Consider the following 25929-nt stretch of genomic DNA (forward strand, 5'->3'; position numbering starts at 1 on the left):
AATCGACACAGGCGGGGATTGCCGCGCAAGACACTCACGTCTATGAGTGGTCGGGTCGGCAATCCACGGACATTTGTGCACTCTTTGCCCGCACCCGTTTTCCTCGCCGTAATGCTGCCTTAGCGTACGAACTCCGGAACCGCCCAAACGTCGAGGAGTTCGATCGTGCGTCGTAACATCGTGAAGAGGTCGGCGGTGCTGGCCGCCGCCGCGGCGGTGGGCGCCGCGGCATTCCTCGGCCCCCAGGCGTTCGCCGGGCAGCCCGACACCACCACCTCGGCGGCGCTCCAGGTCAGCGCCTTCGCCAAGGGACCGGACCCGACCGACCAGTCCATCCGGGCGCAGAAGGGCCCGTTCGCCGTCCAGCAGCAGTCCGTCGCCGCCCAGTCCGGCCGCGCGTTCAACCGGGGCACGGTCTACTACCCGACCGACACCTCCCAGGGCACCTACGGCGCCGTCGCGGTGATCCCCGGGTTCCTGGAGCCGGAGTTCACCACCTCCTGGTACGGCCCCACCCTGGCCTCCTACGGGTTCGTGGTCATCACCCTGGAGCCCAACTCCATCACCGACTTCCCGGAGCCGCGCAGCAACCAGCTCCTGGCCGCGGTGGACTGGCTGGCCAACGAGTCCCCGGTCAAGGACCGGGTCGACCCGAACCGCCTCGCGGTCATGGGCCACTCCATGGGCGGCGGCGGCACCCTGCTCGCCGCGAGCAAGAACCCGGCGCTGAAGGCCGCGATCCCGCTGGCCCCGTGGAACATGTCCTCCAACTTCAGCGACGTCACCGTCCCCACCCTGATCATCGGCGCGGACAACGACGTGATCGCCCCGACGTTCATGCACGCGGACCCGTTCTACGAGTCGCTGAAGGGCAACCAGAACCAGGGCTACCTCAAGCTCAAGGGCGCGGACCACTTCACCACCAACGGCTACACGGCCACGGTGACGAAGTTCGCCGTGTCGTGGCTCAAGCGCTTCGTCGACGACGACACCCGCTACTCGCAGTTCCTCTGCCCGGCCCCCAGCCCGGACGCCTCCTTCGTCAGCTTCAAGGTCGGCTGCCCGGTCTAGTCCGAACCGGCGGGGGGTGGGGCGGACAACGGTGTCCACCCCGCCCCCCGTCCTCGTTCCCGTCCTGCACCGACGACAGCGGGGGGCACCGGCATGACCGCGGCGCGCACGACCCGCACCACCCCGCCCGCCGAGGACCTGCGCCTGGCCGTCGCCGCCCGCGCCCGCCGCTCGGACCTGGTCCGCACCGCGGTCGAGGCGATCACCCGGTCCGCGGGCCCGCGCGATCCCGCGGACCTGGCCGCCCTCACCGCCACCGTCACCGCCGCCGTCGACGTGGGCCTGGACGCGGTGTTCGACGGCCGCTGCGCCCCACCGGCGTGGCGGCTGCTGCTGGGCGAGGTGGGCGCGGCGGAGCGGCGGGCGGGCCGCGGCCTGGAGGTGGTCGAGTCCGCCACCCGGGTCGCCGCCAGGGCGGTCTGGCACCACCTGGTCGTGCTCGCCCGCAGGCTGCGGGTGTCCCCCACGGCCACGGTCGCCGCGGTGGACGCCCTCTTCGCCTTCACCGACACCGTGTGCGAGGCCGCCCGCGACGGCCACCGGGCCGCGGCGGGGAGCACCGACCCCGGCCGGGCCGAACTGCTGGCCCTGCTCCTGGCCCCCGCGCCCGTCCCCGACCTGACCGCCCGGGCGGCCGAGGCGGGCTGGCCGCTGCCGGACCGCGTCACCGCGCTCGTCGCCGACACCCCGTTCCGCGTCGACCCCGCCCGCCTTCCCCCGGCGCCCTCACCGACCCGGACCGGGCGGGCACCTGCCTGCTCGTCCCCGCCGACCAGCCGATCCCCGAGGCCCCCAGCACCCGCCGGGGCATCCGCTTCGCCGCGGGCCCCCCGGTGCCCACGGCCGACGCCCACCGCTCGGCCCACTACGCCAGGACCCTCCTCGACCTCGTCGACCGGGGCACCCTGCCCACGCGGCGCCTCACCCGGGCCGACGACCACCTGCTCACCCTCCTGGTCGCGGCGGACGACGGCCTGCTGCCCTGGGTTCGCTCGGCCACCCTCGCCCCGCTCGCCGCGCTGTCCCCGGGCCGCCGCGCCAAGCTGCTCACCACCCTCGCCCTGTGGCTGCGCCACGACGGGGACGTGCGCGAGGTGGCGCAGCGGGTGGGGCTGCACCCGCAGACGGTGCGCTACCGCCTCCAGCAGCTCAGGGACCTGCTCGGCGACTCGGCGCTGGAGGGCGAGCAGCGCTTCCTGCTGCGGCTGGCCCTGGTCACCGCCCCCCGGGCGCGCTGAGCGCGCCCGGGTTCAGGGCAGCCGGAAGTACGCGCGGATCGTGGTGCCCGCGTCCCCGGTGTGGACGCGGACCAGGTCGGCGATGCTGTGCACCAACCACAACCCGCGCCCGGACGGCTGGCCCACGGTCAGCGGGCGGGTCCCGGCGAGCGGGTCGGTGAAGCTGCCGGTGTCGCTGACCGAGCAGACGAGCCGGTGCCCCTCCCGCCACACGGCGAGGGTGCACCGCCCGCCGCCGTGGGTGAGGCTGTTGGCGGCGAGTTCGGAGAAGACCAGTTCGAGGTCGGGCACCCGGTCCCCGGGGAGGCCGAGGTCGGTCGCCAGGAGGGTGATCACCCCGCGCAGGGGGCGGATCTCCGCGGCGGTGGCGATCGCGTGGACGGTGGCGTGCGGCACGTGGGGCAGCGGGTGGTTGTGGTTGACCAGCACGTCGTGGGGTGCGTAGCGATCGCTGGCGCCGCGCGCGCCCCCGGCCCAGACCTCCGGGTGGGTGGCGCGCGCCTCGGCCAGGACGTGCGGGTCGAGGGCCGCGGCGTCGTAGGGGCAGAGGATGGTGGCGGCGCGGTCGGCGAACGCCAGGTTGATCAGCGCCTCGTGCCGGGCGCAGGCCGGGTACTCGGTGGCGTCGCGGCCCGGCCAGACCGGTTCGCCGACGATGCGCACGCGCCTGCCGGGGTGCCGGTCGGCGAAGTGGCCGAGCACGGTGGCCAGGATGCGGCCCGGGTTGCCGCCCGCCACCACCATGTCCCGCGCCCACACCCGCTCCGCGTGCCCGCCCAGGGCGTCGCGCAGCAGCTCCAGCCGCCGGGTCGGCACGGCGACGGCGACCGGCTCGCCCGCCTCCACGCCCTCGACGACGAAGGGCACCAGGGTGCCGAGGTAGTCCGCGTCGTCGTCGTAGAAGAAGGCGGGGTGGGTGAACGCGGGGGAGGCGGGTCGGGTCATGCGGGCAGCTCCACGCGCACGCCGTCGAGCCCCAGCAGGTCGGTGATCCGCGCGGCCCCGCGGTGGGCGGTGCGCAGGACGAGCGTCGCCCCGCGCGACCCGGCGTGTTCGGCGAGGGTGATCAGGCTGCGGTGGTCGACGAACTCCAGGCCGGTGGCGTCGAGGGTGATGGTGGCGTCGTGGACCGGCAGGTCCGCCCGGTCGAGCGCGGACCCCAGGTGCTCGGCGCCGAGCAGGTCCAGCTGCCCGCCCAGGGCCGCGGCGCAGCCCGGCAGCGGGGAACCGTGCAGGCGGAAGCCCGCGGTGTCGGAGTTGGCGTGCGGGTGCATGACCGCCAGCCGGGTGATGGTGTCCTCCCCGAGGACCCGCTGGTCGTAGCCGCAGAGCGCGGAGAACGGCCGGGCCGTCATGTACCGGTCGACGAGGTGCTCGTACCGGGTGAACGCCGCCGCCTGCGGGGCGGTCCGCACCAGGGGGGTCACCTCCGCGGCGACCCGCAGGCCCGCGAACCCGGCGGCGACCGCCTCGTCGGTGGCCGCGGCGTACCGGTCGACCTGCTCGCCCGGCTCGATCACCGCGTCGTCCGCGTAGGCGGAGTCGAGAGGGGTGATGCGCAGGTCGCCCTCGTCCAGGGCGCGGTCGAGCCGGGCCGACCGGCGCAGCTCCCCGACCGCCGGTGCCGCGTCGTCGGCGGCGACCACGTACATCGGGCGCAGCCCGAGCCGCAGGCCGTCGGCGAGGAAGTCGCGGGCGTGCGTGCGGAACTCGACCGGATCGCGGTACCGCCAGCAGGCGTGCGCCTGCGGTCCCAGTCCCCGGGTGTCGTGGACCACCCCGGCTGATCTCATGCGACCATCGTAGGCCACCCCGCCGCCGCCCCGGCCCGTTCGCGCCCGGTCAGGGGACCCGCGTCGGCACGTCCCGGTCCACCGGCTCACCCGCCGTGCGCAGCAGCGCCCGCAGCCGCAGGACCACCTGCGCCTCCAACCGGAACGACGGGTCGCTGAGCCGGTCACCGAGCAGCGACTCCAGTTGCCGCATCCGGTTCCTGGCCGTCTGCGGGTGCACGCCCAGCGCCTCCGCGACCTCCGGCGCCGTCCGGCCCCACGACGACAGCAGGGCGTCCAGCGTCTCCTCCAACCGGGTCGCCTTGCCCCGGCTCAGGTCCGTCAGGCAGGACACGGTGCGCTGCGCCAACAACCGCCCCAGCGGCTCGTTGCCGGTCAGCATCACCTCGCTCAGGTGGTCCGCCGCGCTGACCATCCCGTCTCCCGACGCCTGCACCATCTTGCGCTGCACCAACCGGTTCACCGACCGCGCGCAGTGCAGCGACAGCCACGCCTCGGCCAGCGGGACGGTCGGCCCCAGCACCGCCTGCCGCTCCCGCAGCCGGGCGCGGACCGCGGCCAGGCTGTCGTCGATCGCCGTGTCCGGCAGCACCAGCACCAGTTCCGGGCCGCGCGGCAGCACCAGCACGTCCCGGTCGAACGCGTCCTGCTCGGCCGGGGTCGTCAGCACGCACGCCACCGCGGCGGGCAGCGGCCACTGCGCCCGCGCGGCCAGGACGGACAGGGGGGCGCCGCCGGTGGGGCGGCGCTCCAGCAGGCGCTCGGCGAGGGCGCGGCGGTCCTGGCCCAGGCGGTTGTCGTCGTTGTGCTCGCGGGCGGCGGCGTAGCCCTTCACCGATTCGTTGGCCAGGGCGTTGATGTGGATCAGCACCGCCTCGCTCAGCACCAGGACCGTCTCGGTGGACAGGCCCGCGTCCCGGGCGAGCTGGATGTAGCAGCGGCAGCCGACCCGCGCCCCGATGCGGTAGGCGGCCTGGAGCAGGTCGAGGCTGCGGCCGTTGCGGTACTCGGTCTCGCCCAGCCCGCGGAAGAACAGCGCGTTGTCCGCCCGCGGGCTGCGCGGGTCCTCGACCAGGTCGGCGAAGTCGTGCAGGGCGCGCTTGACCGCGCTGGTGAAGTCGTGGCCGAACGGGGAGTCCGCGGGCTTGCGGTAGTCGGGCAGTTCGCGGGCGATGGTCTCGATCATCTCGCGGCCGATCACGTCGATGCGCGGGCGGAGCACCGCCGCGAACTGCCGGGGTATCCTCGGCCACGCGTTCGCCGACCGCTCCGCCGGACCGCCTGGCTGCATGTTCCCACTCCTCGCGCCCACCGGCGACCGGTCGAGGTTATCGGCCCGCCCGAACGCGGTCAATCGTGCCCCGCCCGCCCCGCCAGGTACCGCTCCCTGCTCGCTGACCTGCGGATCTTCCCGCTCGACGTGCGCGGTACCTGCCCCGGTTCGAGCAGCACCACCTCGTGCACCCGCACCCCGTGCGCGGCGGCGACCGCGGGTCGGATGGCCGAGGCGACGTCGGCGCGGGTGGCGATCCCGGCGCCCGCGGTCCGGGACCGCTCGGCCACCACGACCAGCCTGCCGCCGTCCGGGCCGGGCACCCCGAACGCGGCGACCGCGTGCGGGCGGACCGCGGGGTGCGCCCGCTGCACCGTGCGCTCGATGTCCTGCGGGTGGTGCTCGCGCCCGCCCGCGGTGATGACCTGCGTGCGCGGGCCGAGCACGAACAGCGCGCCGTCGACGACCACGCCGAGGTCGCCGGTGCGCAGCCAGCCCGCCCCGTCGACGACCGGCCCGCCGTCGCGCCAGCGGCCCCGGGCGACGTTGGGGCCGCGCACCCGGATCTCGCCGACCCGGCCGTCCGGCACCGGGACCGCCGTCTCCGGGTCCACGATGGACAGTTCCTGGCCGACCGCCGCGCCGCACCCGACGAGCGTGCTCACCCGCCGCCCCCGACCAGCGGGCACCGCCTCCCCGAGCCCGAGGCGCCGGGCGTCGAACGAGCGCACCACCGGCGCCCCCGCCGGGCTCGCGGCCACCAGCACCGTCGCCTCGGCCAGGCCGTAGGCGGGGCGGTGCGCGTCGGCGCGCAGCCCGCACTCGGCGAAGACCCGGTGGAACAGCTCGACGTCGTGGTGGTGCACCGATTCACCGCCGTTGACCAGGGCCACCACGTGCTCCAGCCGCAGCCCCGCCCGCTCGGCGGCGGTGCTGCGCTCGGCGGCGTGGGCGTAGGCGGAGCTGGGGGCGCCGGTCACCGCGCCCGGGTTGTCCGACAGCGCCCGCAGCCAGCGCCCCGGCCGGTGCAGGAAGGCCTTGGGGGCCATCAGCACGGTCCGCTTGCCCAGCAGCAGCGGCACGGTCAGCCCGATCGCCAACCCCATCTCGTGGAACAGCGGCAGCCAGTTCACCGCCACCTCCGCGCCCGCCCCGAAGCACGCCCCGGCCTGCGCCGCGCCCGCGTGCAGGTTGCGGTGGGTCAGCGCCACGCCCACCGGGTCGCGGGTGGTGCCGGAGGTGTACTGCAGGTACGCCACGTCGTCGAGGTCCGGCTCGGCCGGACCGGTTCCCCGGCCCTCGGCCGGGGGCAGCGCGTCCACCGGCACCACCCGCGCGGGCGCGCACCCGGCCACGAACGCGGCCACCGCCTCCAGCCCGGTCCACGTGGTCAGCACCAGTTCCGGCGCGCAGTCGACCAGCGCGGCCACCAGGGTGTCGTCGTGGCGGGAGGCGGGCGGGAACAGCGGCACCGCGATCCGCCCGGCGCGCAGCACCGCCAGGAACGCCGCCACGTAGGACGGCGACTGCTCCAGCAGGATCGCCACCCGCGCCCCCGGCGCGCAGCGCGGGCGCACCCAGGCCGCGATCGAGTCGACCAGGTCGTCGAGGCCGCGCCAGGTCAGCGTCTCCTCGGCGTCGCGGTCGTGGTCGAGGAAGGTCAGCGCGGGCAGGTCGGGGGTCCGGTCGGCCCACCGCCGCAGCAGCGCGGGCAGCGCGACCGCGTCCGCCACCGCGGTCGTGGTCCGCTGCGCGGCGGGAACGGTCGTCACGGCTCCTCGAATCCTGCGACAGCGTCGTCGTCCCGTCGACCCTACGGCCGCCCGACCAGGGCGGACAGGTCCTCGACCCGGTCGCCCCGGAAACGCTCACCGGGATCAGCGCGCGGGGCGCCACCGTGCTCAACGGGGTGCGCGTTCCGCCGGTGGCGCACCCCGTGCCGCACCCTCTGACGCACAATGGCGCCGTGCCCCCCATCCCTTGCCCCTGCGGAACCGGCCTGCCCCTCGTGGACTGCTGCGGTCGTGCCCTCTCCGGCACCGCCCCCGCGGCCACCGCCGAAGCCCTCATGCGCTCCCGCTTCACCGCCTTCGCCGAGGGCGACGCCGACTACCTGCTGCGCAGTTGGCACCCCGACACCCGCCCGCGCCGGGTCGAGCTCGACCCCGACCAGCGCTGGGTCCGGCTGGAGGTCCTCGGGCGCACCGGCGGCGGCCTGCTGCACGCCGAGGGCACCGTGGAGTTCCGCGCGCACTACCTCGAGGGCGCGGGCCAGGGCGTCCTGCACGAGAACAGCCGCTTCACCCGCAGCGACGGGAATTGGGTCTACTGGGGAACCGTGCGCTGATACGGTCCCGGGCGTGGCACGTGAACGCCGTCCTTCCGCCAAGTACGCGGTGTAGCTCCGCGGACCCAGCCCGCCGGTGACAACCGGCGGGCCGGTTCGCCCTGCTCACCCACCGGAAGGAAATCCGTGCTCCGCCAACGTCCGACGGCCGTGCTGGCCGTCGTCCTGCTCTCCACCGTCGTCTTCCCCCTCACCATCACCGGCTCCTCCGCCGCGCTGCCCGACATCGCGACCTCGCTGTCGGCGGGGCCGGGCGCCACGCGCTGGGTGGTGACCGGCTACAACGCCGCGTTCGCCGCGTTCCTGGTGTTCACCGGCTCCCTCGCCGACGTCCTCGGCAGGCGCCGCTGCCACCTGGCGGGGGTCGCCCTGTTCGCCGCCGCGGGCCTGGCCTGCGCCCTCGCCACCGACGTCGTCGTGCTCGACGTCCTGCGCTTCGCTGCCGGGATCGGCGCCGCGGCGGCCGTCACCGGCGGCGGCTCGATCCTCGCCGAGACCTTCTCCGGGGCCGCCAGGGCCAGGGCCTTCGGGCTGCTCGGGACCGTCCTCGGCGCCGGTCTCGCCTTCGGCCCCACGATCGGCGGCCTGCTCGTCGACCACCTGGGCTGGCGGGCGGTGTTCGCCGTGCCCGCGGCGCTGGCTGCCCTCGTGCTCGTCTGCGCCCCGTTGCTCCCGGTCCTGCCCGGGAACCCCCACCGCCGCGTCGACTGGGCCGGGGCGGCGCTGTCGACCGCGGCGCTGCTGGTGGTGATCACCGCGGTGTCCGAGGCGGCCTACTGGTGGCTGCTGCTGGTGCCGCTGCTCGGCGCCGCGTTCGCCCGGGTCGAGCGGCACCGGCCCGACCCGCTGTTCGACCTGGGGTTGCTGCGCAACCGCCGGTTCACCGCGCTGTCGGCGGCGGCCGGGTCGTTCATGGCCGTGCTGGTGCCGCTGCTGGTCTACCTGCCGTCGTACCTGATCTCCGTGGTGGGGATGGGCGCGGGCGAGGCCGGGCTGTGGCTGCTGCTGCTCACCCTGCCCACGGTGGTGCTGCCCCCGCTCGGGGCGCTGCTGGTGCGGGCCGTGCCCGTGCCCGTCGTCGTGGTGGGGTCGCTGCTGGGAACCGGCGCGGGCGCGCTGCTGCTGGTCACCGCGACCCCGCGCCCGGGGCCGTGGATGGGCGCGTTCGTGCTGGTCGGCGCCGGTGTGGGGCTGACGACGGGCCTGCTGGACGGGTTGGCGCTGGGTGCCGTCCCCGGCGAGCAGGCGGGCGCGGCGTCGGGCATGTTCAACGCCGCGCGGCTCGGCACGGAGACGGTGGCGCTGGCCGCGGTGGGCCCGCTGCTGGCCGCGCTCGGCGGCGGGTCGCTGATCGGCACCGACGGGCTGCAGGTGGTCGGCACCCTGCTGGGCTGCTTCGCGGCGGTCGCCGCCGGGGTCGTCGGGTGGACCTGGCACAATGGTCGGTCGAACACCGGTTTCGGTTCACCCCGTGACGGGGACCCGACGACCACCTGACGAGGAGAGAACCATGAAGAGCGGCATCCACCCGGAGTACGCGCCCATCGAGGTCACCTGCAGCTGCGGCGTCAAGTTCACCACCCGCAGCACCAACACCTCGGGCTCGCTCTACGTCGACATGTGCTCGAACTGCCACCCGTTCTACACCGGCAAGCAGCGCATCATGGACACCGGCGGCCGGGTCGCGCGCTTCGAGAAGCGCTACGGCAAGCGCCAGAAGTAAGCGCTTCCGCCAGACTCACCGAACGGCGCCCGCCTCGCACCGAGGCCGGGCGCCGTTCGCCGTCCGGTGGGTCCGACCGGGAACCGGGACGCCCGCGAATCCGACCACTGGACAGGTGTGAGGGGGTGCCGGGCATGACGTGGGCGGAACCGTCCCAGCTCGACCGGTTGCTCGACGCGGTGCTGGTCGTGGTGGCGGACAAGGGCTACCCGGCGGCGACGGTCGGGGACGTGGTCGGGTTGGCCGCGGTGTCGAAGCGGACCTTCTACCAGCACTTCGACGGCAAGGAGTCGTGCTTCGTGGCCGCGCACGACCGGGCGGTGGCCCGGGTGCGGGCCCGGCTGCGGGCCGCCGTCGCGCCGCTGCCCGCCGACGACTGGTCGGGCCGGGTGCGGTTGGCCTGGCAGGTCTTCCTGGGCACCCTGTCGGTCCGCCACGCGGTCGCGTGGTCGCTCTACGTCGAGGGGCCCAGGGCGGGCGAGGCCACCGCGCGGCGGGGGATGGCGGCCAACCTGGTCTTCGCCGAGGCGTTCGCCGAACTGCACCGCCGAGCCCGCCTGCGCGACCCGGCGATCCGGCGGCTGCCCCCCGACGTGTTCGAGCTGTACGTCGGCGGCGCCGTCGAACGCATCCGCCGAACCCTCTACACCGACGGCGTCCGCGCCCTGCCCCAGCTCGTGGAGCCACTGGTGCAGACGGCCCTGATCTTCTTCGAACCCGCCCCGGTCCCCGGCGTCGACTGCCTCGCGGGCTGACCGCCCCGTTCACCCCGGCGCGGTGGGGGAGGCGGGACCGGTCAGCGGCGCCACCGAGGTCGTCCGGACCCGCGCGGTGGCCCAGGGAACCGCCGGTTCTGTCGGTCCCCCGCGGCACACTCCTCCCGATCCCTCCGGAGGCCCCCATGCCCTTCGCCGACGAACTCATCGGCACACCGACCGCCCGCGCCCTGACCACGGCCATCCGCGCCGCCGCCCCCGCCGCCCGGCTCACCGCCCTGCGCGCCGCACCGGGGCGGTTCGACGCGCTGGGCCTGCGCGAGCGCAGCGACCTGCTGCGCGACGCGCTGCTGGCGGACCTGCCCGGCGACTACGCCACCTTCGCCGCCACCATCCGCGCCGCCCGGGACGGGGACCGGCCGTTCGCGGGCTGGCTGATCTGGCCGGTCACCTCCGCCGTGGCGGCGAAGGCCATCGCCGAGCGGACCGACACCGCGTTCGACGACGCGCTGGCGCTGCTGGCGGAGCTGACCCCGCGGCTCACCTCCGAGTTCGCCCTGCGCCCCCTGCTCGACCACGACCCCGACCGCGCCCTGGCCACCATCACCACCTGGACGACCTCCCCCGACCCCCACGTGCGCAGGCTGGCGTCGGAGGGCACCCGGCCGTTCCTGCCGTGGGCCACCCGGGTTCCCGGCCTGCTCACCCGGCCCGGGATCACCCTGCCGATCCTGCACGCACTCCACCGCGACGACAGCGAGTACGTCCGCCGCTCGGTGGCCAACCACCTCAACGACCTCAGCCGGGACCACCCGGACCTCGTCGTCGACACCGCCGCGGGGTGGCTGTCGGAACCGGGCGGCAACACCCCCGCCCTCGTCCGCCACGCGCTGCGCACCCTGGTCAAGCGAGGCCACCCGGGAGCGTTGCGGCTCCTGGGGTTCGCCCCGGTCGACGTCGACACCACCGGCCCGGAGCTGTCCGCGTCCTCGGTGCCCTTCGGCGGCACGATCACCTTCCGCGCCTCCATCGTCAACACCGAACTCGACCCGGTCCGCATCGCCGTGGACTACACGGTCCACCACCGCAAGGCGAACGGCGGCCAGACCGGCAAGACGTTCAAGCTCACCACCCGCACCCTCGCCCCCGGCGAACGCCTGGACATCACCCGCGACCACTCCTTCCGCCCCATCACCACCCGCCGCTACCACCCGGGTGAACACGGCCTGGAACTCCACGTCAACGGCGCCTCCACCGGCCGAGCCGACTTCACCCTCCTGCCGCCGCGGGAAACCTGAGCGCGGTGCGTCAGCGGCTCGCCGCCAAGGCGCTGATGTCCTGTTCCTCCAGGGGGTACACCCGCTCCCGGGGCAGGAGTTCCCGCGCCCGCGCGGTCTCCCCGGCCCGCACCAACCGCCCCACCTCCCGCATCAGCGGTGTGACGTCGGTGAGCCCCACGACCCACTCGTCGACGTACCGGCGGACCGCCTCGCCGCGCAACCCGAGTTGCAGCGACCGGTGGCCCAGCGCCTCGTGCCGCAGGCCCCGCTCCGGGTCCCACTGCACCCGCACCGGCGACCCGGCCACCCGCGCCGACCAGGTCGCGTGGTCGCCGTGCACCGCCGCGTCGAAGTGGCTGAGCACCGCCCGCCCGATCGCCCAGTGGAAGCCCTCGCGGCTGATGTCCACGGCCAGCACCCGCTCCTGCCCCGCCTTGTCCGCGTACCCGCACCGGTAGGCCATCCACAGGAACGACGGCTTGACCCAGGTCATCCGGTCCCGCTTGAACGGCGGCGCGAACGTCCCCGCCGCCAACGCGGCGTCGGCGATCTCGGCGGGGTACGCCTGGTAGACCCTGATCGTGCTGTCGGTGTGGACCGCTCGCACCTCTCGGTACGCCTCGCCTTGCTCTCTCACCCGGTGATGGTCGCAACCGGCCGGGGGGTGGCGCACCCGGATATCCGCTGGACCGGGTGGTCTGCGCGTCCGGATCGTGGGAGTCGGTGCTGGCGGTCTGGACGGGGGTCCTAGGGTCGGGGCATGAGCAGCGTGGAGCGGGTGGAGGCCCTTCCGCTGATCGACATCTCGCGGTTCCGGGGTGCCGGTCGGGAGGGGTTCCTCGACGAGTTGCGGTGGGCCGCGCACGAGGTCGGGTTCTTCTACGTCGTCGGGCACGGGGTGCCCGAGGCGGTGACGGACGGGATCTTCCGGGTGGCGCGGGAGTTCTTCGCGCTGCCGCAGGAGCGGCGGCTGGCCATCGAGAACATCCACTCGCCACAGTTCCGGGGGTACACCCGGACCGGGTACGAGTTCACCGGCGGCACCCGGGACTGGCGCGAGCAGGTCGACATCGGTCCCGAGCGGGTCCCCGTCGAGGCGCCGGAGCACGACTGGCAGCGGTTGGTCGGGCCCAACCAGTGGCCGGAGGACCTGCCCGGGTTCAAGCGGACCGTGCTGGCCTGGCAGGACGAGGCGCTGCGGGTGAGCCGGGAGGTGCTGCGGGCGCTGGCCGCCGCGCTGGGCGCCGACGAGGGCCACTTCGACCGGTGGTTCGACGAGGAGGCCTCGACCCACGTCAAGGTCGTGCGCTACCCCGGCCGCCCGGCCGACGACGCCGAGCAGGGCGTCGGCGCGCACAAGGACTACGGCTACCTGGCCCTGTTGCAGCAGGACGACGTGGGCGGGTTGCAGGTGCAGCTCTCCGACGGGTCGTGGATCGACGCCACCCCGGTGCCGGGCAGCTTCGTGTTCAACATCGGCGAGATGCTGGAGATCGCCACCGGCGGCTACCTGACCGCCACCCGCCACCGCGTGCTCAGCCCGCCCGCGGGCGTCGAGCGCTTCTCCGTGCCGTTTTTCCTCGGCCCGCGCCTCAACGCCGTGGTGGAGCCCCTCGACCTGCCCGCCGACCTCGCCGCGCAGGCGCGCGGGGTCAGCGCGGACGCCGACAACCCGCTGCACGCCGCGTTCGGGGAGAACGCCCTGGTGGGGTGGCTGCGGTCGCACCCGAAGGTGGCGCGGCGCTGGTGGTCCGACGTGCTGGCGGCCCGCGCGTGACCCACCGGTTCGAGACCCGCCAGGTCCACGCGGGCGCCCAGCCCGACCCCACGACGGGCGCGCGGGCGACCCCGGTGCACCTGTCCACGTCCTTCGTCTTCCGCGACGCCGAGCACGCCGCCGCCGCGTTCGCGCTGCGAGACCTGGAGACGCACGCCTACTCCCGGCTGTCCAACCCGACGACCGCCGTGGCCGAGGCCCGCCTGGCCGACCTGGAGGGCGGGGTGGCGGCGGTCGCGGTGGCCAGCGGGCAGTCGGCGACCGCGCTGGCGGTGCTGAACCTGGCGCGGGCGGGCGAGCACGTCGTGGCCGCCTCCTCCCTCTACGGCGGCACGCACACCCTGCTCGCGCACACCCTCGACGACCTGGGGATCACCACCACCTTCGTCGACGACCAGGACGACCCGGCCGCCTGGCGGGCCGCGACCCGCCCGAACACCCGCGCCTACTACGCCGAGACCGTGGGCAACCCGCGCGGCAACGTCCTCGACATCGCCGCCGTCGCCGACACCGCGCACGCGGCCGGGGTGCCGCTGATCGTCGACAACACCGTGCCCACGCCGTACCTGTGCAGGCCGATCGAGCACGGCGCCGACGTGGTGGTGCACTCGACCACCAAGTTCCTCGCCGGGCACGGCACGGTCATCGGCGGCGCGGTCGTCGACAGCGGGCGGTTCCCGTTCGCCGCCGACCCCGACCGCTGGCCGCAGTTCTCCCGGCCCGACCCGACCTACCACGGCCTGGCCTTCGGCGACTCCGGCGAGCTGGCCTACTGCCTGCGGCTGCGCACCCGCCTCGTTCGCGACCTGGGCCCCGCGGTGTCGCCGCTCAACTCGTTCCTGCTGCTCAACGGCATCGAGACGCTGTCGCTGCGGTTGGAGCGGCACGTGGCCAACGCGACCGCCGTGGCCCGGTGGCTGCGCGAGCGGCCCGAAGTGCGGGCGGTGCACTACGCGGGCCTGCCCGACAGCCCGTGGCACGCCGCGGCGCGGCGGTACCTGCCGCTGGGCGTGGGCGGCGTGCTGGCCTTCGAGCTGCCCGACTTCGACGCGGGCCGCCGGTTCGTCGACCGGCTGACCCTGTTCAGCCACCTGGCCAACATCGGCGACCTGCGCAGCCTGGTGATCCACCCGGCGTCGACCACGCACGCCCAGCTCGACGAGGAGCAGCAGCGCGCCGCCGGGGTCACCCCCGGGCTGGTGCGGTTGTCCGTCGGGATCGAGGGCACCCAGGACCTGCTGGCCGACCTGAACCAAGCCCTGTCCCGGTGACGAGGAGTACCACCATGCGCCCCCTGCTCTGGATTCCCGCCGCCGTCGTCGCGCTCGCCGCGACCACGGTCGCCTGCGGCACCGGTGGTGACCCCGGCGCCCCGGCCACGACCGCCACCCAGGCCGCCACCCCGCCCGACGACCAGCTCGACCTCGGCGCCACCGTCGACGTGCGGCTGATCCTCGAACCGGTCAGCCTCAACCCGTTCGCCACCTCCGGTGTCGCGGTCGACCAGCTCCTGCTCGACAACGTCTACGAGGGACTGGTCAGCGCCGACACCGCCGACGGCGACAAGATCGTCCCCCGGCTGGCCACCTCCCACGAGGTCTCTCCCGACGGCCTGTCCTACACCTTCACCCTCACCCCGGACGCCAAGTTCCACGACGGCTCCGCGCTGACGTCGGCCGACGTGGTCTGGTCGCTGCAACAGCAGATCGCCCCCGGCTCCAAGGGGCTGCGCGCGGCCGAGTTCGCCTCCGTCGCCGCGGTGTCCGCACCGGACCCGACCACGGTCAAGGTCGACCTCAAGCAGCGCGACACCTTCCTGCTGTGGAACCTCACCCAGCGCGGCGGGATCGTGTACAAGAAGGACACCGACTTCGCCACCCTCGACGCCGAGGAAAACGGCTCCGGCCCGTACACCATCGCGAACTGGAACCGCGGCGCCGACATCACCCTGGCCCGCAACGACGCCTACTGGGGCGCGAAGCCGAAGAACGCCAAGGTGGTGCTGCACTACATCCCCGAGCCCAGCGCGGCGAACAACGCGCAGACCACCGGGCAGACCGACGTGCAGACCGCGGCCGACGCGACGCTGCTGCAACCGTTCACCGCCAACCCCGGCTTCACCGTCCTCAGGGGAACGACGACCGACAAGTTCACCCTGGCGCTGAACAACAAGCGGGCACCGTTCGACAACCCCGACGTCCGGCACGCGTTCCGCCAGGCGATCAACAAGGAGGACGTCATCGCCGCCTACGGCGCGGGCATCCCCATCGGCGGCCCGGTCCCGCCGCAGGACCCGTGGTACACCGACCTCACCGGCACCGACGCGCACAACCCCGAGGGCGCCAAGGCCCTGCTGGCCAAGGCGGGCCACGCGGGCGGCCTGGCGGTGACCCTGGACATCCCCAACGTCTACCCGCGCGCCATCGCCGACGTGCTGGTGTCGAACCTCAAGCAGGTCGGCGTCACCCTCACCGTCCGCCAGGTCGAGTTCCCCACCTGGCTGACCCGGGTGTTCACCAACCACGACTACGAGCTGAGCATCGTCGACCACGCCGAGGCCCGCGACATCGGCAACTACGCCAAGCCCGACTACTACTTCGGCTACGACAACAAGCAGGTCCAGGCCGACTACGCCGCCGCCCGCGCCGCCGCGTCCGACGGCGAGCGCGACGAACTGCTGCGCAAGGTCGCCAAGCAGGCCTCCGACGACGCCGCCACCGACTGGCTGTTCGTCAACCAGACCCACACCGTCGTGCGCACCGGCGTCTACGGCGTGCCGTCGGCGGAGACCACCAACCGGTTCCCGCTCAGCGGCATCGCGGTCGGCAAGTGACCTTCTGGCTGCTGCGCCGGGTCGCGCTGTTCGCCGTCTCGCTGCTGGTGGCGAGCGTGCTGGTGTTCGCCCTGCTGCGGCTGCTGCCCGGCGACGTGGCGGCCACCATCGCGGGCACCGACGCGACCCCGCAGCGGCTGGCGGCCATCCGCGCCGAACTGGGCCTGGACCGGTCGCTGCCCGCCCAGTACGGCTCGTGGCTGGCGGGGGTGCTGCGCGGCGACTTCGGCACCTCGCAGCTCAACGGCGCCTCGGTGAGCGCGGAGCTGGGGCGCAAGCTGTCGGTGACCGCGCCGCTCGTGCTCGGCGGCGCGCTGCTGGCGGTGCTGGTCGCGCTGCCGTTCGGGGTGCTCGCCGCGGTGCGCAACCGGACGTTCGTGGGCACCGGGATCAGCGCGGTGTCGCAGGTCGGGATCGCGGTGCCGACGCTGTGGCTGGGCCTGGTCCTGGTGCTGGTGTTCTCGGTGCAGCTCGGCGCGCTGCCCGCGCAGGGCTTCCCCGTCGACGGCTGGGCGGACCCGGGGTCGGCCGTGCGGAGCCTGGTGCTGCCGTGGGTGGCGCTGGGGCTGACCGAGGGGGCGGTGCTGCTGCGGTTCGTGCGCTCGGCGGTGCTCGGCGTGCTGCACTCGGACTTCCTGCGCACCGCCAGGGCCAAGGGGTTGACCAGGGGGCAGGCGTTGCGCGCGCACGGGTTCCGCAACGCCGCGCTGCCGGTGGTGTCGGTGCTGGGCGTGCAGTTGGCGACGCTGATCGTGGGCGCGGTCGTGGTGGAGCGGGTGTTCACGCTGCCGGGGGTGGGCAGCATGCTGGTGGTCGACGTGGGCAACCGCGACCTGGTGAAGGTGCAGGGGGAGGTGTTCCTGGTGGTGGCCGCCGTACTGGTGATCAGCCTGCTGGTGGACGTCGCGCACCGGTTGATCGACCCGCGGTTGCGGGAGGTCCGGTGACCGCCCTGCGGGTCCTGCGGCTGGTCGCGCGCCGCCCGACCGGGGCGTTCGGGCTGGTCTGGCTGGGGCTGCTCACCATCGGCGCGGTCGTGTCGCTGTTCTGGACGCCGTTCGACCCGCAGCGGACCGACCCGGGCAGCGCGTGGCTGCTGCCGTTCACCGACGGGCACGTGCTGGGCACCGACCGGATCGGGCACGACCAGTTCAGCCAACTGCTGGTCGGTGCGCGGGAGACGCTGGTCGTGGCGGTCTGCTCGGCGCTGGTGGCCGCCGTCGTGGGGCTGGCGCTGGGGTTGGTCGCCGCCCTGGGGCCGCGTTGGGTCGGGTTCTCGGCCGTGGCGCTGATCGACATCCTGGTGGCGTTCCCGACGCTGCTGCTGGCCATGGTGCTCGCCGCGGTCTACGGCAGCTCGCTGGGCACGGTCGTCGTCGCCATCGGCATCGGGTTCGGCGTGGCGGTGGCCAGGGTCGCCCGCGCGGAGATCACCGCCGTGCGGGGCACCGACTACGTGCTCGCCGCCCGCGTCGGCGGCGCCGGGACCGGGCGGATCATCCGCCGCCACCTGCTGCCCAACATCGCCCCCACGCTGATCGTGCAGCTCTCGCTGGTCATGGCGCTGGCGGTGCTGGTGGAGGCCGCGCTGACCTACCTCGGCTACGGCAGCGCGCCGTCGTCGCCGTCCTGGGGCGGGATGCTGCACGAGCAGCAGGCGCACATCGCCGCCCGGCCGCTGCTGGTCATCTGGCCCGGCCTGGCGGTGGCGCTGACCGTGCTGGCGTTCAACCTGCTCGGCGACGCGCTGCGCGAGGCCACCGACCCGAGGCTGGTGCGGACCCGATGAGCCTGCTGACCGTGCGCGGCCTGACCGTGCGCCTGGGCGGCAAGACCCTGCTCGACGGCATCGACCTGGACCTGGGGGCGGGGGAGCGGCTGGGGCTCATCGGCGAGTCCGGTTCCGGCAAGTCGCTCACCGCGCTGGCGGTCCTGGGGCTGCTGCCCGACGGCGCCGAGGTCGAGGGCAGCGTCCGGCTCGACGGCACCGAACTGCTCGGCCTCGACGACCGGCGGATGTCGCGGGTGCGCGGCGAGCGGATCGCCATGGTCTTCCAGGAGCCGCGCACCGCGCTGAACCCGCTGATGCGCGTGGGCAGGCAGGTGGCCGAGCCGCTGCGCCGCCACCGCGGCCTGTCCACCCGCGCCGCCGCCGCCCGCGCGGTCGAGCTGATCGACAGCGTCGGCCTGCCCGACCCCGAGCGCGCCGCCCGCGCCTACCCGCACCAGCTCTCCGGCGGCCAGCTCCAGCGCGTCGGCATCGCCACCGCCCTGGCCTGCGACCCGGCCCTGCTGCTCGCCGACGAACCCACCACCGCCCTCGACGTCACCGTGCAGGCCGACGTCCTCGCCCTGCTCGACCGGCTCGTCGACGAGCACGGCACCGCCCTGCTGTTCATCACCCACGACCTCGCCGTCCTGGCCAGGGTCGCCCGCCGGGTGCTGGTGCTCGGCGGCGGGCGGGTGCTGGAGGAGGGCACCCTGACCGACGTCCTGCGCGCCCCAGCCCACGACTACACCCGCACGCTGCTCGCCGCCGCCCGCGCCACCTCGTTCACCCGGGAGACCTGATGCTCACCGCCGAGGGGCTGAACCGCACCTACCGCCTGCCGCGGCGGTCGCTGTTCGGGGCGCCGGGGGAGCGGCACGCCGTGCGCGACGTCAGCCTGGCGCTGGCGCCGGGGGAGCGGCTGGGCGTGGTGGGGGAGTCCGGCTCGGGCAAGTCGACGCTGCTACGGCTGCTGCTGGCCCTGGACCGGCCGGACTCCGGCGCGGTCACCTTCCGCGGCCGGGCCGTGCGCCCCACCGGGGACCTGAGCTGGTTCCGCCGCGAGGTGCAGATGGTGCCGCAGGACCCGTACGGCTCGCTGGACCCGAGGATGCGGATCGGCGACAGCGTCCGCGAGCCGCTGGAGTGCCTGCGGGTGCCCGGTGACCACCGGGCCCGCGTCGCCGAACTGCTCGCCGCCGTGGGCCTCGACGCCGACGCCGCCGGGCGGTACCCGCACGAGTTCTCCGGCGGGCAGCGCCAGCGCATTGCCATCGCCCGCGCGCTCGGCCCGGAACCCGCGGTGCTGCTCGCCGACGAACCGTTCTCCGCCCTCGACGTGGCGGTCCGCGTCCAGGTCACCGCGCTGGTGCAGGACCTGGTGGACCGGCTCGGGCTGGCGCTGGTCCTGGTCTCGCACGACATCGGGGTGGTCCAACAGCTCTGCGACCGGCTGCTGGTGCTCAAGAACGGCGTGGCGGTGGAGTCCGGGGCCACCGCGGACGTCCTGCGCGCGCCGTCGCACCCGTACACCCGGGCCCTGCTCGACGCCGTGCCCCGGCTGCCGGAGGTCTGAACCCATGCGCGCCGGACCGCACAACGCCCTCACCGACGTCCCCGGGGTCCTCCTCGGCCACGCCACCCGCATCGGCGGCGGCGCCCTCACCGGCACCACCGCCGTCCTGCTCCCGGAGGGCACCGTCACCGCCGTCGACGTGCGCGGCGGCGGCCCCAGCACCCGCGACACCCTCGCCCTCGACCCGCGCGAGGACCGCCGCGCCGTCGCCGCCCTGGTGCTCACCGGCGGCAGCTCCTACGGCCTGGGCACCGCCCACGGCGTCCTCGACTGGGTCACCCGGCACCGCCCCTGGGCCGACCCGGTCGTCCCCACCGCCGCCCTGTTCGACCTGGGCCGCGGCGGCGACTTCACCGCCCACCCGCGCCCCGAGGTCGGCCACGAGGCGGCGTCGGCCGCCGCGGGCGGGCCGGTCGCGCAGGGCAACGTCGGCGCCGGGACCGGGGCGCTGACCGCGCAGATGAAGGGCGGCCTCGGCACCGCCAGCGCCACCTTCCCCGACGGCACCACCGTCGCCGCCGTGGTCGGCATGAACTCCCACCACCCCGCGGTCGACCCGGCCACCGGGCTCCCGCTCGGCGTCGCGTTCGGCCTGCCCGGCGAGTTCCCGCTCGTCCCCGTCGCCCCGGAGGTGATCGCCGCGGGCCGGGAGCGGTTGCGGGCCACGTTCGAGGCCCGGCGGTTCCGCGCGCCGCTCAACACCGTCATCGGCGTCGTGGCCACCACCGCCCCGCTCACCCCCGGCCAGGCCCACCGCCTCGCCGACGCCGGGCACAACGGCCTGTCCCTGGCCATCCGCCCGTCGCACGGCCTGGCCGACGGCGACACGATCTTCGCCGCCGCCACCGGGTCCTCCGGCACCGCCGCGACCGCGCTCTCCGCCGCTCCCGGTGTGTTCGCCCGCGCCATCGCCCACGCCGTCCTCGCCGCCACGTCGATCACCACCGACTGGGGCGAACTGCTCGCCCACCGGGACCTCTACCCGCAACCCTGAACGGGTGTTCTCCGCTCCACAGAGGACTCGCGAAACTTTCCCCTTGACCCCGTGGCCGGACGACTGGCACCATCTACCCATGCGCCTTTGAGATTCCGGGACCTGATCCCCGCTGACGGACCACCTGCCGCAGGCTGAACCAGCCCGGTCGAGTGGGTTCCGGGGACTCCCGTCGACACCCCGCCCAGGCAGGTTCCCTGCCGCACAGTTGGCGATCACGCATGTCCACTGACCGGTCCGCACCCGCTCGTCGGACCGGGTACCCGCCACGCCCACGGTCCGGCACCGCCGCGACCGCGGTCGGCGACCCCTCCGAGCGACTTCGCACCACCCCTTTCCAGGAGGCCACCTTGGCTGCCAAGAAGTCCCGCACCCCGTCGATGGACGACATCAAGAACCGCTTCTCGCAGGCCCTGGCCCAGAAGGGCACCGGCCCGCACCCGCACGAGTCGCACCGCGCGCAGAGCACCCGCGGCGGCACCAACATCCCGGTACCGCGCAAGCACACGCTGCGCCGCAAGACCGGGTGACCCGGTGGACCGCTTGCCCCGCAACGAAACCGTTGCGGGGCAAGCGGTCTGTCCACTACCGACCGCGCCGCGGCTTCTGCCCCGGTCGCGGTGTGGTCATCCGCGGCTTGACCACCGCGGGCGCCCCACCGCCGGGTGATTGGCTGTCCACTTTGGTCGAAAGGATGTGCTGCTGCCCGAACGTCCACACGTTGTTCGCGAGGAAGTACAGCAGCACGCCGATCGGCACCGGGAACAGCAACCCCGACACCAGCATCCCCGCGGGCGCGAGGAACGCCATCACCTTGCCGATGGTCGCGAACTGCGGGTTGTCCGCGGGCTGCTGCTTCTGGCCCGCCCGCAGCGACAGGAACGTCGCCGCCCCCGCCAACAACATCAGCGGCACCCCCACGGCGAGCATGTGCGCCCGGTCGGTGGCGAACGCGGCCAGGTCGGCGGCGGACTGGCTCACCCAGTTGCCCAACCGCGCGCCGAACAGGTCGGCCCGCAGGAACGACTCCACCCCGGCCCGGTCGAACACGTGGTTCGACTGCGCGGTCGGGGTGAAGTCGCGCAGCACCCAGTACAGGCTCAGGAACACCGGGACCTGCAGCAGCGCGGGCAGGATCGCGCCGAACGGGCTGGTCCCGTTCTCGGCGTGGAGCTTCTGCACCTCCTGCCCCATCCGCACCCGGTCGCCGCGGTGCTTCTCCCGGATGCGCGCCAGGGCGGGGGCCAACTCCCGGGCGCGCCGCGCCGCGCGCAGTTGACCGAGCGCGGGCCGGATCAGCAGCACCCGCACGGTGAAGACCAGGAACACGATCGCCAGCACCCAGGCGGCCCCGCTGCCGGGGCCGAAGAGGGCGCCGAAGAGCCGGTGCCAGAACCAGAGCACGCCGGAAACGGGGTAGAGGAAGACGTCGAACATCGGGGATTCACTCCGTCGGAAGAGTCGGGAAGCGGACACCGACCGCCCACGTCCGACCTCGACGCACTGCTCAGGCGGTCGCGCCACCCCGTGACGGAGCCCTGGGCCGAGTCCGCCCCCGCGCGTCCGGGTCCCGCAACCGCACCGCGGAGACCAGCCGCGCCCGTTCGCGCAGGCTGATCGCCCGCACCCCGGCGGGCGCCACCGCCACCACGAGCCCCACCACGACCACGGCGCACACCACCGCGGCGGCCATCACCCCGAGGCCCACGGCGGAGGCCGCCGCCCCGGAACCCCCGGTCGTCGGCAGCACCACGAAAAGGGCAGGCAGGAACAGCGCGAGCAGCAACCGCAGGCGCATCCCCACCGAGACCATGCCGCGAGCGTACACGCGCCTGCGCGGCACGCGGCCGACTCGCGGTGGTCCCGGAGCGGCCCCGGTCCGCCTCCTGTCACCGGAAATCGACTGTTCACACACGCGACCAGGGCGGCGACACGGTCAGCGAGGGGCAGGCGTACGCGCTCCTGCTCGCCACCACCCTCCTCGCCCCGTGCGGCTGACCCGCTCCGAACCGTGATCCCACCCAGGAACGCCATGGAACCCCACGCTTTCGCCGCCTGATCACCTGCGGCGGCGGCTGACGGTTCCGGCCCACCACTCCTGGCGCCCGGGGCTGCTGGTGCCGTCCGACGGGTGAGCGCCGGAAATGGCATCCTGGAGTCGATTCCCGAGTGGAGGTTGCTTGAAATGATCTTCATCACCGCCAAGTTCGCGATCAAGCCCGAGCACGCCGACCGGTGGCCCGAACTCTCCCGCGAGTTCACCGAGGCCACCCGCGCCGAACCCGGCTGCCTCTGGTTCGACTGGTCCCGCTCCCTGGACGACCCCACCGAGTACGTCCTCGTCGAAGCCTTCCGCGACGGTGGGGCAGGCGGTGCCCACGTCAATTCCGCGCACTTCAAGGCCGCCCAGGAGACCCTCCCGCCCTACCTGGCCGCCACCCCGCGCATCGTCAACGTCGAAGCCCCCGGCACCGAGTGGTCCCTCCTCGGCGAGATGGCCGTCGACTGAGCCGCCGGGGGACGTCCACCTCGACCGTCCCCAGGGTGCGCGGCTGATCGCGGTCAACAGGCAGTCGACACCGCCCTCCGGGTCGACCGGTCCCGGCGCCGGTTGTCGTCCCACTGGTCCATCCGCGCGTCCCACGCCCGACACGTCACGGGGAACCGCCTCCGGCGGCGGCCGGGCTGGGGCATCCTGTGCCCCGGAGGTTCGATGCGCATCCTGGTGGTGGAGGACGACGACGGTGTCGCGGCGGCGGTGGTCGACGCGCTGGTGGCCCGCGGGCACGGGGTGGTGCGCGCGGCCAGGGCGGCGGAGGTGCCCGGACTGCGCCCCGGCGCGGAACTGGTGCTGCTCGACCTGACCCTCCCCGACGGGGACGGCCTGGAGGTGCTGCGGGACCTGCGCCGCGCCTCCGACGTCCCGGTGCTGGTGCTGACCGCGCGCTCGACGGAGCGGGACGTGGTGCGCGGCCTGCGCTCGGGCGCGGACGACTACCTGGTCAAACCGATCCGCCTGGCCGAACTGCTGGCCCGGATCGACGCGGTGACCCGCCGAGCCGCCGCCCGGGGCGGTGTCCCGGAGGTGGTCGAGGTGGAGGACCTGCGGGTCGACCTGGCGGCCCGGCGGGTCAGCGTCGCCGGTGCGGAACTGACGCTGACCGGCAAGGAGTACGACATCCTCGCCGCCCTGGCCCGGCGGTCGGGGGTCGCGGTGAGCAGGCAACAGGTACTGGACGAGGTCTGGGGAGACGCGACCGTGGCGGTGTCGCGGGCACTGGACGTCCACCTGGCCTCGCTGCGCACCAAGCTCGCCCGGCCCGGACTGCTGTCCACCGTCCGGGGCTTCGGCTACCGGCTCGGCCGCTGACCCACCGCAGCCCCGACCCACCGCAACTCCAGGGCCGCCACCCCACCGGCCGCAGCCCCGCCTGTCTGCCATCCCGAACCCACAGGCGCAGCCGCCGACCACCCATCACACCGCCGGCCCGTCCACCAGTCACAGGCCCGACAACCGGCCACCCCGAACCCCACCGGCGCAGCAGCCGACCACCCCACCAGCCGCAGGCTCGACTGCCAGCCACCCCGAACCCCACCGGCGCAGCAGCCCAGCCGATCACCCCCGAAAACCGCCGGCCCGACTACGGACATGCCCGGTGGGTGGAGGTCCTGCACGCAGGCCGACCACCCCCGCAACCGCCAGCCCGGCTACGCAGAGGCCCGGGTGGGTGGATGTGTTTGGCCGGGGGTGGCGATCATGTGACAGCCTGCCTGGGCGGTGGGGCATCTTTTCAGCCCCACCTGACGCACTGGAGCACATGATCGCCATAGGGGCCCCGGCCAAACACATCCACCCAGCCGGGCACCCCCACCAAGACCGGGCCTGAGCCGAAGCGCGCGGCGAAGCACATCCACCCAGCCGGGCACCCCCACCAAGACCGGGCCTGAGCCGAAGCGCGCGGCGAAACACATCCACCCCGGGCACACCCACCAAACCCCGGGCTCGAAGCACAGGCACAGGCACAGGCCGCCCGGAACAGCCGCAGCGCGAGAGTCCTAAGAAACTGTGAAGATCGGCCTGGCGCCCCCGGCCCCCCGCCTACGGTCGTCGGCACGGCAACTCCGGCGCAACGAGGAGCAGGAGCCATGGAAACGTCACCGCAGGTCGCCCCGCCCACCGGAAGGGCCAGGTTCCGCGGCCTCGGCCCGGGGCTGCTCGCCGCGGCCACCGGCGTCGGCGCCGGGGACCTGATCGCCACCATGGTCGCCGGTGCCGAGTACGGCACCCTGCTGCTGTGGGCCGCCGTCCTGGGCACCGGGCTCAAGCTCGCCCTCGGTGAGGGCGTGGGCCGTTGGCACCTGGCCTCCGGGTCCACCCTGCTCGACGGTTGGCGCAGGCTGGGCCGCTGGGCCACCGGGTTCTTCGCCGCCTACATCGTGATCTGGGGGTTCGTCTACGGCGCCACCGCCATGTCGGCGGTCGGGTTGCCGTTGAACGCGTTGTTCGGCGGTCTGCCGGTGCGCGGCTGGGCGATGATCGCGGGCGTGGTGGGGCTGGTGCTGGTGTGGTTGCAGCGCTACCACGTGTTCGAGAAGTTCATGACCGTGCTGGTGCTGTTCAAGTTCGTGTCCGTGGTGTCCATCGCGGTCCTGGTCGCCCCGGACCTGGGGAACCTGGCGAACGGGTTGGTGCCGCGGTTGCCCGAGGGCTCGACGGTGTACGTGCTGGGGCTCATCGGCGGGGTCGGCGGCACCATCACCATGGCCGCCTACGGGTACTGGATGTTCGCCAAGGGTTGGCGCGGCACCGGTTGGCTGTCGATGATGCGGCTGGACAACGCGGTCGGGTACGTCATGACCGGCATCTTCGTGGTGGCCATGCTGATCGTCGGCTCGACCGTCCTGTTCGGGCAGAACCTGACCCAGTCCGACAGCGGGCTGCTGGTGCTGGGCACGGCGCTGGGGGAGCGCTACGGCGACTGGGCGCGGCTGCTGTTCCTCATCGGGTTCCTGGCGGTGACCTCGTCGTCGCTGCTGGGGGTGTGGAACGGCGTGAGCCTGCTGTTCGCCGACCTGACGCGCACGATCCGGCTGCCGCACGGGCGCAAGGCCGACGTCGGCGCCGCCGCCGTGGTCGCCGGTGAGGAGGCCGTCGTGGAGGTGGAGCCGGAGCGGGCCGCCGGGTACCGGGCGTCGGCGGTCGAGCGGTCGCTGCCCTTCCGCGGCTACCTGCTGTGGCTGACGTTCCCGCCGATGGTGCTGCTGTTCCTGGACAAGCCGTTCGGGTTGACCCTCGTCTACGGCCTGCTCGGGTCGGTGTTCATGCCGTTCCTGGCGATCACCCTGATGCTGCTGCTGAACTCCGAGCGGATCGAGCGCGACGGCCGCTCCGGCTGGTTGTCGAACCTGCTGCTCGGCGCGTCGTCGGCGCTGTTCCTGGTGCTGCTGGTGTCGGACCTGGTGGAGCGCTTCGGCTGAGCCGGGCCCTGCCATGCTGGTGCCCGAACCGGTCCGGACAGGGGAGCCTGGTGTGCCCGACG

General features: G+C 74.2%; 27 protein-coding genes. 19 read left to right on the forward strand and 8 right to left on the reverse strand.

Annotation, left to right across the window (positions count from 1 at the left end; genetic code table 11):
• Positions 1-165 precede the first annotated feature (165 nt).
• Positions 166-1071, forward strand: coding sequence for an alpha/beta hydrolase family protein (locus DFQ13_RS16850; protein ID WP_233427792.1), 906 nt, complete (start codon positions 166-168; stop codon positions 1069-1071).
• Here DFQ13_RS16850 and DFQ13_RS16855 read toward each other — a convergent pair.
• A complete protein-coding gene (locus tag DFQ13_RS16855; protein ID WP_146241253.1) occupies positions 1068-1577 on the reverse strand; it encodes a hypothetical protein in 510 nt (169 codons plus the stop codon). The two genes, DFQ13_RS16850 and DFQ13_RS16855, sit on opposite strands and share 4 nt — an antisense overlap.
• A 327-nt stretch (positions 1578-1904) precedes the next feature.
• Between DFQ13_RS16855 and DFQ13_RS33885 the strand changes: the two genes are divergently transcribed.
• Positions 1905-2309, forward strand: coding sequence for a helix-turn-helix domain-containing protein (locus DFQ13_RS33885; protein WP_181400008.1), 405 nt, complete (start codon positions 1905-1907; stop codon positions 2307-2309).
• 12 nt (positions 2310-2321) lie between these two features.
• Here the strand turns inward: DFQ13_RS33885 and DFQ13_RS16865 are convergent, their stop codons facing one another.
• Genes DFQ13_RS16865 through DFQ13_RS16880 form a run of 4 tightly spaced genes read right to left on the reverse strand, consistent with a single transcriptional unit; the run spans position 2322 to position 7147 of the window.
• Entirely contained in the window at positions 2322-3254 is a 933-nt protein-coding gene (locus tag DFQ13_RS16865) for an anti-sigma factor RsbA family regulatory protein (protein WP_110080444.1), read from the reverse strand.
• The gene (locus DFQ13_RS16870; protein WP_110080445.1) at positions 3251-4102 is read right to left on the reverse strand and encodes an MEDS domain-containing protein; all 852 of its coding nucleotides are present in this window, start codon (positions 4100-4102) and stop codon (positions 3251-3253) included. Before DFQ13_RS16870 ends, DFQ13_RS16865 begins: the two co-directional genes overlap by 4 nt.
• Before the next feature lie 49 nt (positions 4103-4151).
• A complete protein-coding gene (locus tag DFQ13_RS16875; protein WP_110080446.1) occupies positions 4152-5393 on the reverse strand; it encodes a helix-turn-helix domain-containing protein in 1242 nt (413 codons plus the stop codon).
• A gap of 59 nt (positions 5394-5452) precedes the next feature.
• Positions 5453-7147, reverse strand: coding sequence for a fatty acyl-AMP ligase (locus DFQ13_RS16880; protein ID WP_110080447.1), 1695 nt, complete (start codon positions 7145-7147; stop codon positions 5453-5455).
• Between the two features lie 194 nt (positions 7148-7341).
• Between DFQ13_RS16880 and DFQ13_RS16885 the strand changes: the two genes are divergently transcribed.
• The 5 genes from DFQ13_RS16885 (at position 7342) to DFQ13_RS16905 (ending at position 11459) form a co-directional block, all read left to right on the forward strand.
• Positions 7342-7722: a YchJ family protein gene (locus DFQ13_RS16885; protein WP_035285952.1), complete on the forward strand. Its 381-nt coding sequence runs from the start codon at positions 7342-7344 to the stop codon at positions 7720-7722.
• Positions 7723-7848: 126 nt separating this feature from the next.
• Entirely contained in the window at positions 7849-9219 is a 1371-nt protein-coding gene (locus DFQ13_RS16890) for an MFS transporter (RefSeq protein WP_110080448.1), read from the forward strand.
• Positions 9220-9232: 13 nt separating this feature from the next.
• A complete protein-coding gene (gene rpmE, locus DFQ13_RS16895; protein ID WP_035285903.1) occupies positions 9233-9445 on the forward strand; it encodes a 50S ribosomal protein L31 in 213 nt (70 codons plus the stop codon).
• Positions 9446-9579: 134 nt separating this feature from the next.
• Positions 9580-10200, forward strand: a complete 621-nt coding sequence (locus DFQ13_RS16900; protein ID WP_146241255.1) for a TetR/AcrR family transcriptional regulator — start codon at positions 9580-9582, stop codon at positions 10198-10200.
• Between the two features lie 146 nt (positions 10201-10346).
• On the forward strand, positions 10347-11459 hold the full coding sequence (locus DFQ13_RS16905; RefSeq protein WP_110080449.1) for a DNA alkylation repair protein: 1113 nt from the start codon (positions 10347-10349) through the stop codon (positions 11457-11459).
• Between the two features lie 10 nt (positions 11460-11469).
• Here the strand turns inward: DFQ13_RS16905 and DFQ13_RS16910 are convergent, their stop codons facing one another.
• The gene (locus DFQ13_RS16910; RefSeq protein ID WP_035285911.1) at positions 11470-12078 is read right to left on the reverse strand and encodes a DUF4291 domain-containing protein; all 609 of its coding nucleotides are present in this window, start codon (positions 12076-12078) and stop codon (positions 11470-11472) included.
• Positions 12079-12201: 123 nt separating this feature from the next.
• On the opposite strand from DFQ13_RS16910, the gene DFQ13_RS16915 reads away from it, so the two are divergent.
• The 9 genes from DFQ13_RS16915 to DFQ13_RS33145 all read left to right on the forward strand — a co-directional run bounded on the left by DFQ13_RS16915 (position 12202) and on the right by DFQ13_RS33145 (position 20919).
• A complete protein-coding gene (locus DFQ13_RS16915; RefSeq protein ID WP_181400009.1) occupies positions 12202-13218 on the forward strand; it encodes an isopenicillin N synthase family dioxygenase in 1017 nt (338 codons plus the stop codon).
• Positions 13188-14489 carry an O-acetylhomoserine aminocarboxypropyltransferase/cysteine synthase family protein gene (locus DFQ13_RS16920; protein ID WP_084176109.1) on the forward strand — a complete coding sequence of 434 codons (1302 nt, stop codon included), beginning with the start codon at positions 13188-13190 and terminating at the stop codon, positions 14487-14489. The genes DFQ13_RS16915 and DFQ13_RS16920 overlap by 31 nt, the downstream gene beginning before the upstream one ends.
• 14 nt (positions 14490-14503) lie before the next feature.
• Positions 14504-16051 carry an ABC transporter substrate-binding protein gene (locus DFQ13_RS16925; RefSeq protein WP_110080450.1) on the forward strand — a complete coding sequence of 516 codons (1548 nt, stop codon included), beginning with the start codon at positions 14504-14506 and terminating at the stop codon, positions 16049-16051.
• Positions 16048-16998 carry an ABC transporter permease gene (locus tag DFQ13_RS16930; RefSeq protein WP_035285920.1) on the forward strand — a complete coding sequence of 317 codons (951 nt, stop codon included), beginning with the start codon at positions 16048-16050 and terminating at the stop codon, positions 16996-16998. The genes DFQ13_RS16925 and DFQ13_RS16930 overlap by 4 nt, the downstream gene beginning before the upstream one ends.
• Positions 16995-17840 carry an ABC transporter permease gene (locus DFQ13_RS16935; RefSeq protein WP_233438445.1) on the forward strand — a complete coding sequence of 282 codons (846 nt, stop codon included), beginning with the start codon at positions 16995-16997 and terminating at the stop codon, positions 17838-17840. The genes DFQ13_RS16930 and DFQ13_RS16935 overlap by 4 nt, the downstream gene beginning before the upstream one ends.
• A complete protein-coding gene (locus tag DFQ13_RS16940) occupies positions 17837-18622 on the forward strand; it encodes an ATP-binding cassette domain-containing protein (RefSeq protein ID WP_110080451.1) in 786 nt (261 codons plus the stop codon). Before DFQ13_RS16935 ends, DFQ13_RS16940 begins: the two co-directional genes overlap by 4 nt.
• A complete protein-coding gene (locus tag DFQ13_RS16945; RefSeq protein ID WP_110080452.1) occupies positions 18622-19395 on the forward strand; it encodes an ABC transporter ATP-binding protein in 774 nt (257 codons plus the stop codon). The genes DFQ13_RS16940 and DFQ13_RS16945 overlap by 1 nt, the downstream gene beginning before the upstream one ends.
• Positions 19396-19399: 4 nt before the next feature.
• Positions 19400-20389 carry a P1 family peptidase gene (locus tag DFQ13_RS16950; protein WP_110080453.1) on the forward strand — a complete coding sequence of 330 codons (990 nt, stop codon included), beginning with the start codon at positions 19400-19402 and terminating at the stop codon, positions 20387-20389.
• A gap of 350 nt (positions 20390-20739) precedes the next feature.
• Positions 20740-20919 (forward strand): DUF5302 family protein, encoded by a 180-nt coding sequence (locus tag DFQ13_RS33145; protein ID WP_146241256.1) that lies wholly within the window; start codon positions 20740-20742, stop codon positions 20917-20919.
• 55 nt (positions 20920-20974) lie between these two features.
• Here DFQ13_RS33145 and yidC read toward each other — a convergent pair whose 3' ends face one another.
• The gene (gene yidC / locus DFQ13_RS16955) at positions 20975-21826 is read right to left on the reverse strand and encodes a membrane protein insertase YidC (RefSeq protein WP_110080454.1); all 852 of its coding nucleotides are present in this window, start codon (positions 21824-21826) and stop codon (positions 20975-20977) included.
• Positions 21827-21896: 70 nt separating this feature from the next.
• Positions 21897-22202, reverse strand: coding sequence for a DUF6412 domain-containing protein (locus DFQ13_RS16960; RefSeq protein ID WP_035285961.1), 306 nt, complete (start codon positions 22200-22202; stop codon positions 21897-21899).
• A gap of 372 nt (positions 22203-22574) precedes the next feature.
• Here DFQ13_RS16960 and DFQ13_RS16965 point away from each other — a divergent pair, with 372 nt between their 5' ends.
• From DFQ13_RS16965 to DFQ13_RS16975, 3 genes are all read left to right on the forward strand, one after another.
• Positions 22575-22898 carry a putative quinol monooxygenase gene (locus DFQ13_RS16965; RefSeq protein WP_035285935.1) on the forward strand — a complete coding sequence of 108 codons (324 nt, stop codon included), beginning with the start codon at positions 22575-22577 and terminating at the stop codon, positions 22896-22898.
• 204 nt (positions 22899-23102) lie between these two features.
• Entirely contained in the window at positions 23103-23759 is a 657-nt protein-coding gene (locus DFQ13_RS16970) for a response regulator transcription factor (RefSeq protein ID WP_110080455.1), read from the forward strand.
• Between the two features lie 776 nt (positions 23760-24535).
• Positions 24536-25867: an Nramp family divalent metal transporter gene (locus tag DFQ13_RS16975; protein ID WP_110080456.1), complete on the forward strand. Its 1332-nt coding sequence runs from the start codon at positions 24536-24538 to the stop codon at positions 25865-25867.
• Positions 25868-25929: the final 62 nt, after the last annotated feature.

The sequence above is a fragment of the Actinokineospora spheciospongiae genome (genome assembly GCF_003182415.1).
GTDB classification, from domain to species: Bacteria; Actinomycetota; Actinomycetes; order Mycobacteriales; family Pseudonocardiaceae; genus Actinokineospora; species Actinokineospora spheciospongiae.